An 11,263-nucleotide genomic window follows, 5' to 3' on the forward strand; every position below is an offset into this window, starting at 1 on the left:
AGCGAAGCGTAGACCAGGTGAGTCGGTTATGCGCTATACTGTTTCTCAACAAGGCTTATTCGCGCTATCACTTCTTTAGAGGGGCCCACAGCTTCGCTCGCAATAACCCGCTTTTATGAGATCGTCCTGACGCAAGCATTTGCTCAATCATTCCAATTGTTTTAAATTTGAAAAAGAAATCACATTGCCTCCGGCAATCCATTATCAACCTGTAAAAATAAAATTCATGCCCGTTGCTTACTGTAATACCCCGCTTGGCATAACCCGCATTACCGAAGAGGATGGCTTTATTGCTTCCATATCGGCCCGGGACGAGGAGTATGAAATTACCCCTGCACCAACCCCATTATTGCAAAAGGCTATTGACCAACTGGATGAGTATTTTAAAGGTGAGCGCAAGGAGTTTGATCTGCCGCTGAAACAGGCGGGCACTCCTTTTCAGCAACAGGTATGGGACGAGTTATTGCAAATAAAGTACGGACGTACCATTACCTATGCGCAGCAATCAAACCAAATGAATAGTCCGCTGGCCATCAGGGCCATAGCATCGGCCAATGGTAAAAATGATCTGTGGATAGTGGTACCCTGCCATCGGGTTATAGGTTCAGACGGCAGCCTTACCGGCTACGCGGGTGGCCTTTGGCGTAAAAAATGGCTGCTGGAACACGAGGCCAAAGTAATGGGTATCGGCCAAACCAAACTCGAGTTTTAGTACTTATACCACTACCTTTAGCAACTGGCTTATTTTTTCGTGCAGCTGATATGGCTGGAATGGTTTTGCCAACACATCATTCATACCTGCGGTAAGCGCTTGTTCCTGCTCATGCCCAAATGAAGATGCTGAAAGGGATATGATAGGGATGCTTCTTTTGGGCTCTTCAAAGTCAACACGTATAGTGCGGGCAGTTTCATAACCATTCATTTCGGGCATATGGGTATCCATTAAAATAAGATCGTATTTTTTGCTTTTCAGTTTTTCGATCAGCTTACGTCCATTATCTACCATATCAACCTCCACGCTCCAGTCCTTCAGCATTTTCGATAGCATAAACTGGTTCACCATATTATCTTCGGCCACCAAAACAGTAACATTGTTAAATGGATTAAGTATTTTATCGGGTTTACTGCTCATTTTTTCAACCGGCGCAGCCGCAATGGTATGCCAGTTGATAAAATTAAAGGTGCTTCCTTTACCTAATTGACTGCTCACGGTGAGTTCACCGCCTTTTAATTCGGCCAGTTTTTTTACAATGGTTAAGCCAAGTCCAGTACCGCCGTATTTGCTTACGGTATCTTCTTCGGCCTGTTCAAATGATTCAAATATTTTGCTCAGCCTATCGGCCGGAACACCAATACCCGAATCTTCAACGCTATACTTCAATTTAACCTTATCGTTATGTTTTTGCAATACCGATACCTTCAGTTTAACATACCCGCGTTCGGTAAACTTGATAGCATTGCTCAACAGGTTCATCAGGATCTGATTCAAACGCAGGGAATCAACCATGAGGTTTGCCGGCACATTATCCTCTATCTCCAGTATAAATTCAATATTGCTTTCATCGGCCCTGAATTTAAGCAGATCAAACGCGGCCCGTATAAGCTCGCGTATATTATTGGGTGTACGTACAATGTTAAACTTACCCGCTTCTATTTTGGATATGTCCAGCACATCGTTTATTACCCCCAGTAACGACTTGGAGGAAGTTTCGAGCAAATTGAGCATGTTTTTTTGCTGCTCATTCAGTTCGGTACGCAGCAAAAGGTTGGTAATACCTATAATACCATTAACCGGGGTACGCAACTCATGGCTCATGTTAGCCAAAAAAGTTTCCTTTACCTTTTTGCTGTATTCGGCGTTTTCTTTTGACTTGATCAGCTGTTCCTGGTAGCTCTTTTGCGGCGAGATATCGCTGATGTTTAAAAAAATGATTTTATTATGATAGGATGCACGGCACTCTACCCATATCACCCGTTTATCAAAGGTTTCAAACTGTAATTCAAAAACGGCAAAGTTCAGGTTGTCCTTGATGATCTCGCCCAGCTTTTTGCGAAACAGCGCCTGCTGGTTTTCAACCGCCAGGTTAACAATTCCTTTACCCAGCAACTCTGCCGATTTAAAACCCATAATGGTTTCAACCGCGGGGTTAATATTGCTGATGCGGAGATTTTGCGCGTCGACCGAGCAAATGATATCGGCAGAGTTTTTTACCACGATAGCAAAATTCTGCAAATCTTCGTTCTTTAGCCTGATCTCGGCCTGGGTACGCGCCAGGTGCACAAATGAATCAACCTTGGCCGATGTTATATACGGATCAAGCGGTTTGTACAAATAATCAATAGCGCCGGTACCCAAACCTTTCACCGCGTATTTAGCTTCTTTAGATATGGCGGTCACAAATATCACCATGATATCTCGTGTACGCGGATTTGATTTGAGCATTTCAACCAACTCAAAACCATCCATTTCGGGCATCTGCACATCAATAAGGGCAATAGCAATATGTGTGTCCCAGGCAATCTTGAGAGCTTCATTTGGCGATGTTGTAGAAAATATACGAATATCATCGCGCTTCAATAATGCTTCAAGCGCAACAATATTTTCTTCTCTATCATCAACAATAAGAATATTAACGGGACTCATTTAATGCTAATGTAAGTAATGCTAATGTAAGTGAATTACTGTGTATGTAAAAGTTTAAATATCTCATCTGTACGTAATATATACCGGGCGCCTCCATTGTTAATGGCCGCTGTAGGCATTTCATCCATTTCTGCATCCTCGGGATGCTGGGCAACGGTAATTGCCCCATGTCTCCTCAATTTTAACATCCCATCGGCACCATCCTGGTTGGCTCCTGATAATAAGATGGCCATACATCGATCATGGTAAACCTCGGCGGCGCTTTCAAAAGTTACATCAATTGAGGGTTTTGAGTACCAGACCGCCTCGGATACATCCAAACTAAAATACCCGCCCTTTTCAATAAGGGTATGGTAATTGGCGGGTGCTATATAAATCGTATTTTTTTTCAGAACGTCTTTATCTTCAATTTCGCGGAGGGAAATACGGGTATTCTCTGCAAAAAGTTTCGCTATTTCACTAAAAAAGTTCCGCTTGCGATGGATAACGATGATTACCGTTTTATCCAGATCATCAGGCAGCAACTTTACCATCTGGAACAATAGTTTAAACGATCCGGCCGAGCCACCCAGTAGTAATAACTCGGTGGTGCGCCAGCGGTCGAGTAAATTTTTATCAGGTCCCAATTTTTTGATAAATATTTTCCTTGTGATTGATCACTTTGAACTTTCGTTTAAAAGCTTCAGACCGTATGGTTTCTTTACTACCTAAACATAAATAGCCCAAGGGGCACAAGCTTTTATAAAACAATTCCAATATCCGTTCCTGCAGTTCGGTTTCAAAATAAATAAAAACATTACGGCAGCTGATGAGTTGGAACTCGTTAAACACATCATCAGACACTAAATTATGCACCGAAAACAGGGTATTCTGCTTCAGCTCGTTATGTATCGACGCAGCATCATACAAAATAGTAAAATTATCTGATATAGAGCCTTTTAAACCCGTAAATTGATAATTTTCGGCGTAACTTTTTATATTGCGTAAACTATATATCCCCTTACGGGCTTCCCGCAATACTTCGGTATTTATATCGGTACCGTAAATGAATGATTTTTTGCTGAGCCCTGCCTCGCGCAGTAGTATGGCCAGGGAATAAACCTCTTCGCCTGTTGAACAGCCCGCACACCATATTTTGGCATGCTGATAAGTTGACAGGTAGGGCATCACTTGTAAGCTAAGCGCTTTATAAAACGACGGATCACGAAACATTTCGGTAACGTTCACCGTAATCTCCTCTAAAAAATACTGAAAAAAATACTGATCATTAACCAGGATATGTTTCAGATCATAAAACTCCATTTTTTTCAGCTGCATTATCCTCACCACCCGCCTTTTTAACGAGGCTTTGGTATAACCCGAAAAATCAAACCCGTGTACCCTGCGTACCAGGTCTATCAATTCGGTTATTTGGGTGGATGTTATAACAACAGAAGTATCACTCATATTAACTTTAACTCTCTAACCACAATTGCATCAATGCAATAAGCCTGTCCATATCAACCGGTTTGGTGATATAATCATTGGCGCCTGCGGCTATACACTTTTCACGGTCGTCTTTCATCGCTTTCGCGGTTAAGGCTATTACCGGTAGCTTGGCCCATTTAGCTTGCTTGCGTATGTACCGGGTAGCTTCATATCCGTCCATTTTAGGCATCATGATATCCATCAGTACAATATTAATGCCAGGCACTTCCTCCAGTTTGGCAATGGCCTCTTCGCCATCGTTGGCTATCTCTACAACCAGGTCATATCCTTGCAGGGCGCTGCTCAATGCAAAAATATTGCGCATATCGTCATCAACTATCAGTACTTTTTTTCCTTTAAGAGCGCCTTTTCCTTTTGAAGGCAGTTTAGCTTTAGTAAAAGCCGGTGCAGGTTCGTACTGGGCGCTGCTCGATTCGCTGATCTTGTTCAGGAACAAGTTCACTTCATCAATCAGTCTATCTGCCGATTTATTGGTTTTTACCACCATCGCGTTGGCATATTGCATCAATCGGTTAACCGATGCCTTATCCAGTTCCATGGCTGTATTCACAATTACCGGGAGCGAGGCGAAACGCTCAACCTCCTTGATCTTATCCAGCAGATCGAGCCCGGATATATCGGGCAGGTTCAGATCCAGGATCACGCATTGGTATTCGTTTTCATGCAGCATCCTGAAGGCCGATTCGCCATCAAATGCCTGGTCAACGGTAATACCCTGTCCCTGCATCATATCTTTCAAAGCCTGGCTCTGGGCTTTATGATCCTCCACCAATAATATCTGTTTAAATTTGGTACCGCTTTGCAGCATGATATCGGCAAAAAGCTTATCCAGCGTTTCGGTATTGATCGGTTTCTTCAGGAAGCTGATAGCGCCTTCTTTGCGTACCCGGTTTGCTGCCGCGTCACCAGCCGACATCAAATGCACCGGTATGTGCATGGTTGCTTCATTATGCTTCAGCTCTTTCAATATCTGCCAGCCATCTTTACCAGGAAGCATAATATCCAGTATCACGGCATCGGGCATGTGTTCTTTCACGGTTTCAACAGCCGTAGTTCCTTCATGAACCATTACCGATTTATAACCATGGTCGCGCGCGTAATCCTGTAGTATGTGGGCAAAGTTTTTATCATCCTCCACAATCACCACTAATGGCTCGCGGTCACTATGCACTGGTTTAACCGCATGCGCCAGGGCAGCGCTTTCGGCTTTAAAGGTTTGCGCGGTTGGCAATATCTCATCTTCATGGGGTACCGTTTGTATGGCTTTCAACGGAATGGTTAGCACAAATTCACTGCCTACCCCCTGTTCGCTGGTGAGGCTGATACTGCCGCCCAGCAGCATGGCCAGTTCACGACTTATAGAAAGACCCAATCCGGTACCACCATATTTACGACTGGTTGATCCGTCGGCTTGCTGGAACGCCTCAAATATGATACGCTGCTTTTCGGCCGGAATACCGATACCCGAATCTTTAATGGCGAAACTAATAGTTGATTCTTTTTCGCCCGGGCGCGCAGTAATGGATATCGATCCGTTTTCGGAAGTGAATTTAAACGCGTTGGAAAGCAGGTTTTTGATCACCTGCTCTACACGTACCTTATCAGTAAATATGGTTTTGGGCAGGTTTTTACTAACACTGGTGGTATAGTTGATCTTTTTGTTACTGGCCACCTCGGCAAAAAGCATTTCCATATCTCCCAAAATATCGGATACTTTGATATCCTCATTTTGCATATCCAGTTTGCCCGACTCAATTTTCGATAAGTCGAGAATATCATTGATCAGCGTAAGCAGATCATTACCGGCATTAAATATAACGCTGGCATATTTTACCTGGTCTTCAGAAAGGTTCAGTGGTTTGTTGTCTTTTAGTATTCGTGCCAATACCAGGATACTATTCAATGGCGTACGCAGCTCATGGCTCATATTGGCCAAAAACTCCGATTTATATTTACCGGTTACTTCCAGTTCATCAACTTTTATATTGATGGCGGCCCGGGCCTGTTCAATAGCTTCGTTCTTTTCTTCGAGCAGGCTTGCTTTTTCTTCCAATTCGGCATTTATGGTGCGCAACTCTTCCTGCTGAACACGCAGCTCCTCTTCCGATGCCTGCAACATTTCTGTTTTGTTCACCAGCTCTTCGTTGGTAACGCGCATTTCTTCCTGTTGTGCTTCCAGTTCTTCGGCTTGTTGCTGGGTTTCCTCAAACAGGTCGTGCATAATGGTGCGGGCCTGGGCGGTATTTACAGCAATACCAATATCATTGGCTACAGCTACAATGTAATCTTTGCTATGCCCTGGCAGTTCGCCCACATAGGCTACTTCCAGCACGCCTTTTAACTTTTTATCAAAAAAGAAAGGAACAATAAAGTTTTCACTTAAGGTTTCTTTGATCACCGACGATTCCAGGTCGAGTTTCTCATTCAGTTTACCTTTAACAACCGCGGCTTTCTGATCTTGTGCAACCTGCCCCAGCCAACCTTCGGATAACTGGATCGTTTTTTTAATAAAGTCGGGATTATGGAACGCGTATGATGCATAAAGCTCCAAACGCTGATGAGTTTCGTTATACAAGTATAGCGTACCTGCGGCAGCCTTGGTGTAGGTACAAACTTCGGTAAGCACATTGCCCGATAGTTCCCTTTCACTTTGCTGGCCCTGCATTTTTTCATTAAGTTGACCTGTACCGGTGAGCAGCCAGTTTTTGGCCTCGTTTTCGGCAAGCACTTTACCCAGCTCAATATTCGCCACCTTAATTTCGGCCTCAATTTTTTTCTGCTGATCAAAAGTACGCTGTATGTAGAAGAACAGGATCAGGATAATAACCAGGAATATCAGGGAGCCACCTACAATAACATAGATAGCCGTGGTAGAAGCCTCCTCGGAGCTTTGCTTGCGGGCAGTCAGTAAATTATTTTCGGCATCGGTAACATGCACCACCAGCAGCCTGATCATGTCCATGTTTTGCTTACCATTCAGCAGCATATCGTTGCTTACCAAAAAATCAAGTCCTTTGGCTTCGCGTGTGTCGATATTGGTTTTGAGGATGGTACGCTGAGCGGCAACAAATGATGTTAAAGAATCGATCCTTTGTTGCTGAGAGGCATTATCAACCGAAAGGTCACGCATGGCCTGCAGATCAACACCTATGCGCGGCAGGGCTTCGTTATACGGATCGAGAAATGATTTCTTACCAGTAGCTACGTAACCCCGCATACCGGTTTCGGCATCGATCATGTGCTGCATCAGGCTGTTTGCCGATTTGATGATCTTTTGGGTATGATCTACCCATTGATTATCATCTTCAAACTTACGGATGCTGTTGTACGATAATACGCCAACAGCTAAAACCAGGATAATGGACACCACAAAGCCAGCTAAAACCTGCTGGCGGAAAGAAAACTTTAACATGCAGACCTTTTGTTTATATTACAAATATGTTCAAAAAAAAACTTTTTATTATTTAAAAAGGACAATAAACATTTAAGGAGTAGGTAATTGAGGAAGCCAGACTGGTGATACAGAACCAAGAGATAAGAATCAAGAATCAAGACTAAAAATGCTGTTTGCTTAAATACGTCGCCTTTAATTTAAATCAAAATTCGGGAGGAGGATTTATTGCTTTTCCTTATTCTTATCTCTTGGTTCTTAACTCTTAATTCCCTATTCTAATTCTCCGCCTCTTCGGCTACCGGCTTAATATATATATTGGGTTTGCTGCTTAGCGCGCCCAATACAGCCAGTATCGCTCCGGAAAAAAGCACATACCAGCCCCATTTAAACCGCACATGGCGGGTTAAGTAAGCATCGAGTTTTTTAAAGGGAATAAAGCTAAAAGCGGTTTGCACTTTAAAAATAGAAGCCAGCAACAACAGCACTACCAATGCCAGCGCCAACCACGAAGCTATACGAATAAGTTTTGGCTGATTTAAAAACGAAGCCGCCACGCCAACCACGGCAACCAGGGCCAGTACTAAACCATAGGGCTGGTTAAGCTGATAAACATTCCAGTTAAATAAACCAAGCGGCCGCAGCAAAGGGCAATAAGTACCGGCAAAAAGCAGCACAAAACCCAGGAAAGATAAAATAGAACTGATACGCATAAGGTAAGGTTTTTAGTATCAAGTAACTAGTATCAAGTATCAAGACCTCTTTGCAAGTCTCTTAAAACAAATGCAGCTATCTTGATACTTGATACTAATTACTTGATACCCTATACAACTAAAGTTAAATTTATTGTTTTATTTCCATTTTGTCGGCAAAGTGGGCGCAGTAGTCGCGCAGGTCTTCAACGATGTTTTTTTCGCCGGTGGCGCGTAAAAAGCTGTCGCCCATGGTTTGCAGGGTTTCATAAAAAAAGCGTTTCATTTCATCAACAGGCATATCCTTTGTCCAAAGGTCAATGCGCAAGGTATTTTTATAGCTTTGATCCCACAGGGCCAGCATCATTGATTTTACCGGCAGCGCCTCTTTGTTTTGCGAGTCCGTTGATTCCCACATAATGGCTTCCGGTACATTGTTATCATCAAGGCTTATGGTGAGCTTTATTTCAGCAGTTTTCATCCGAAAATAATTAGTGATTTATGGAGTTAATGAATTTTGATTTTTTAATCCTCTGTAAAAATCATATAGAGGACTTACTGATTAATATTTTTATAAATTTTCCGGCCGCAAGTATCTTAATTTTTAAACAAAGGGCATATAATGGGTTTGTAATTTATTTTAGCCTTGCGCCGCCATCTACTTCAAATAATTGCCCTCTTAGTGGCTTTATTCAAAAACGGGTGTCATGCAGAGCTCCGTCGAAGCATGGTGGGCGGGCCTCTGCGCTCTACCCTTCGACGGAGCTCAGGGTGACACCCCTCTTTGGATTTTTTTTATTTACCAATCATTTAACCAGCAAGAATATAACCGTTACCAAAGCTATAAAACACAGCTCTATGATCCATAACTTTTTCAACTCGGCAAAAAAGTTACGGAATATCAGATCCAGGAAAAACACTACCGCGGCAAACAGCAAAAAGATCCAGCCAATAGTGGTGCTCCAGCTTTCCAGTGGCCTGCCCGCGATATGGGCACCGTAGATCCAGATGTAAACCGCCGCCACAATAAAAAAAGTAGTGGCAAAATTCAATGGGGTAATACGTAGCTTCAAGTTAATTATTGATTTATTGAATTATTGAATTATTGATTTTTTCTCATCTGCACATTTAAAACGGCGAAGCCTTCAACGTAGTTAATCCGCACATCTGCATACCTACACATCCACACATCTATCATTATCTTTTTTTCCTTGATGGTTTACTTTTGGGATTTTGTTTGCCTACTTTGCCGTAACGGGCTTTATCCCGGGCGGCATCAAACTTTTTGCGCTGGTTAAGGGTTTTCTTCTCGTGAAAGGCGCCTTTAAAGTCGGGATCTTCCTTGCGCTTTTGCATGTCGATCTCCTTGTTCTGCTCCTGCCTTTCGTCATAACCGGTTTCCTCCACAAATACATCATCAGGGATAGTGGATACGGGGATACTTTGCTTGATGAGCTTTTCGATCTTTTTAAGATAATACTCCTCCGCGGGGCCACAAAAAGTAATGGCTTCGCCCGATTGCAGGGCCCGGCCCGTACGCCCTATGCGGTGCACATAATCCTCAATCACCACCGGCACATCAAAGTTAATCACATGGCTCACATCGCTCACATCAATACCCCGTGATGCCACATCGGTAGCTACCAGTATCTTCACCTCATCGTTGCGGAAGGAGTTGATGGAGTTGATTCTTGTATTTTGCCCTTTGTTGGCGTGCAATACTTTCACCTCCTTTTCGCCATACTTGCGCAGCAGAAATTTGTACACATCCTCTGCAGCCACACGGGTTTTGCAAAATATGATGAGCTTGGTGATATCACCTTCCAGATCAAGCAGCTTTTTGAGCAGGTTGATCTTGGTTTTCATATTAGGCACATGGTATAAATGCTGATTTACCGTTTGCGCCGGGGTAGCCTGCGGGGTTACCTCGATAATGGTGGGATATTCCAGGAAATTATTGGATAGCTCATGGATCTTATCGCTCATGGTAGCCGAAAAAAGCAGGTTTTGCCTTTTCACGGGCACCACTTCCAGTATACGGTTTATCTGGGGCATAAAGCCCATATCCATCATCTTGTCGGCCTCATCCAGCACCAGCACCTGCAGGGTTTTCGTTACGATGTGCCCGGCCAGGTAAATATCCATAAAACGGCCTGGTGTAGCTACAATGATATCAACCCCTTTATTGATCTGCTCAATTTGTGTTTTAGGACCAAGGCCGCCGTAAAGCACCACCACGCGTAAGTCGGTATTGGCGGCAAATATTTTTACGTTCTCCTCTATCTGCATAGCCAGCTCGCGCGTTGGCGATACAATGAGCGCCCGCGGACTTTCGCCCTGGGCATACTTCAGCTTCATGATAATGGGCAATACATAGGCCGCCGTTTTACCGGTGCCGGTTTGCGCAATACCCATCACATCCTGCCCGTTCAGTATCGGGGGGATGGCCTTTTGCTGTATGGGCGTAGCTTCGGTATAACCGGCATCAGCTATCGCGTTCAATATTTGCCGGTTAAATTTAAATTCTTCAAAAGTTACAGCCATGGCGCAAAGATAAGCTTTTGGGGAAAGAGTCAAGAATTAAGAATCAAGAGGTGGGGATAAGAGGCGGGAAACAAGAAGCAAGAGTCCGGATTGAGCATTGATTTGCAAGGGTAAACTCAGACCGCCTACGCTTCGCTGGGCAACCCTCTCTCCGACTGCGACTCCTTCTCCTACACGTCATTGCGAACGCAGTGTGGCAATCGCAGAGTAGCAGGGCCGCTCTGTAAGTAGGGGATTGCCACGTCGTTCCTCCTCGCAATGACGCTCGTAGATAATTTTCGCCCCCGGCATCCCTCTCTTCGACTGCGGCTCCTTCTCTCCACGCGTCATTGCGAACACAGTGTGGCAATCGCCGAGTAGCAGGGCCGCTCTGTAAGTAGGGGATTGCCACGTCGTTCCTCCTCGCAATGACGCTCGTAGATAATTTTCGCCCCCGGCATCCCTCTCTTCGACTGCGGCTCCTTCTCTCCACGCGTCATTGCGAACGCAGTGTGGCAATCGCAG

General features: G+C 44.1%; 9 protein-coding genes. 1 reads left to right on the forward strand and 8 read right to left on the reverse strand.

What is annotated here, in order from left to right:
- The first annotated feature begins 226 nt into the window (after positions 1-226).
- The gene (locus tag ACTJKG_RS23760; protein ID WP_440740578.1) at positions 227-712 is read left to right on the forward strand and encodes a methylated-DNA--[protein]-cysteine S-methyltransferase; all 486 of its coding nucleotides are present in this window, start codon (positions 227-229) and stop codon (positions 710-712) included.
- A 3-nt stretch (positions 713-715) separates the two neighbouring features.
- On the opposite strand, the gene ACTJKG_RS23765 is transcribed toward ACTJKG_RS23760, so the two are convergent.
- The 8 genes from ACTJKG_RS23765 to ACTJKG_RS23800 form a co-directional block, all read right to left on the reverse strand.
- Positions 716-2,644 (reverse strand): hybrid sensor histidine kinase/response regulator, encoded by a 1,929-nt coding sequence (locus tag ACTJKG_RS23765; RefSeq protein ID WP_172336678.1) that lies wholly within the window; start codon positions 2,642-2,644, stop codon positions 716-718.
- Between the two features lie 35 nt (positions 2,645-2,679).
- Positions 2,680-3,270: a chemotaxis protein CheB gene (locus ACTJKG_RS23770; RefSeq protein ID WP_440740579.1), complete on the reverse strand. Its 591-nt coding sequence runs from the start codon at positions 3,268-3,270 to the stop codon at positions 2,680-2,682.
- Positions 3,260-4,090 (reverse strand): CheR family methyltransferase, encoded by an 831-nt coding sequence (locus tag ACTJKG_RS23775; protein ID WP_440740580.1) that lies wholly within the window; start codon positions 4,088-4,090, stop codon positions 3,260-3,262. Before ACTJKG_RS23775 ends, ACTJKG_RS23770 begins: the two co-directional genes overlap by 11 nt.
- A gap of 7 nt (positions 4,091-4,097) precedes the next feature.
- Positions 4,098-7,544 carry a response regulator gene (locus tag ACTJKG_RS23780; RefSeq protein WP_440740581.1) on the reverse strand — a complete coding sequence of 1,149 codons (3,447 nt, stop codon included), beginning with the start codon at positions 7,542-7,544 and terminating at the stop codon, positions 4,098-4,100.
- A gap of 257 nt (positions 7,545-7,801) precedes the next feature.
- Positions 7,802-8,236: a hypothetical protein gene (locus tag ACTJKG_RS23785; protein ID WP_172336674.1), complete on the reverse strand. Its 435-nt coding sequence runs from the start codon at positions 8,234-8,236 to the stop codon at positions 7,802-7,804.
- A 130-nt stretch (positions 8,237-8,366) separates the two neighbouring features.
- Positions 8,367-8,696, reverse strand: coding sequence for a gliding motility protein GldC (gldC, locus tag ACTJKG_RS23790; protein WP_440740582.1), 330 nt, complete (start codon positions 8,694-8,696; stop codon positions 8,367-8,369).
- 325 nt (positions 8,697-9,021) lie between these two features.
- Positions 9,022-9,288 carry a hypothetical protein gene (locus ACTJKG_RS23795; RefSeq protein ID WP_172336672.1) on the reverse strand — a complete coding sequence of 89 codons (267 nt, stop codon included), beginning with the start codon at positions 9,286-9,288 and terminating at the stop codon, positions 9,022-9,024.
- Between the two features lie 124 nt (positions 9,289-9,412).
- A complete protein-coding gene (locus ACTJKG_RS23800) occupies positions 9,413-10,759 on the reverse strand; it encodes a DEAD/DEAH box helicase (protein WP_440740583.1) in 1,347 nt (448 codons plus the stop codon).
- Positions 10,760-11,263 lie beyond the last annotated feature (504 nt).

This window comes from Mucilaginibacter sp. 22184 (assembly GCF_052045695.1).
GTDB lineage: Bacteria > Bacteroidota > Bacteroidia > Sphingobacteriales > Sphingobacteriaceae > Mucilaginibacter.

Excerpts from the sequence above, each read along its gene's own strand:
- ACTJKG_RS23765 (WP_172336678.1), bottom strand. The coding sequence starts at position 2,644 with ATGAGTCCCGTTAATATTCTTATTGTTGATGATAGAGAAGAAAATATT.
- ACTJKG_RS23760 (WP_440740578.1), top strand. The coding sequence starts at position 227 with ATGCCCGTTGCTTACTGTAATACCCCGCTTGGCATAACCCGCATTACC.
- ACTJKG_RS23800 (WP_440740583.1), bottom strand. The coding sequence starts at position 10,759 with ATGGCTGTAACTTTTGAAGAATTTAAATTTAACCGGCAAATATTGAAC.
- ACTJKG_RS23780 (WP_440740581.1), bottom strand. The coding sequence starts at position 7,544 with ATGTTAAAGTTTTCTTTCCGCCAGCAGGTTTTAGCTGGCTTTGTGGTG.
- ACTJKG_RS23775 (WP_440740580.1), bottom strand. The coding sequence starts at position 4,090 with ATGAGTGATACTTCTGTTGTTATAACATCCACCCAAATAACCGAATTG.
- ACTJKG_RS23785 (WP_172336674.1), bottom strand. The coding sequence starts at position 8,236 with ATGCGTATCAGTTCTATTTTATCTTTCCTGGGTTTTGTGCTGCTTTTT.
- gldC (WP_440740582.1), bottom strand. The coding sequence starts at position 8,696 with ATGAAAACTGCTGAAATAAAGCTCACCATAAGCCTTGATGATAACAAT.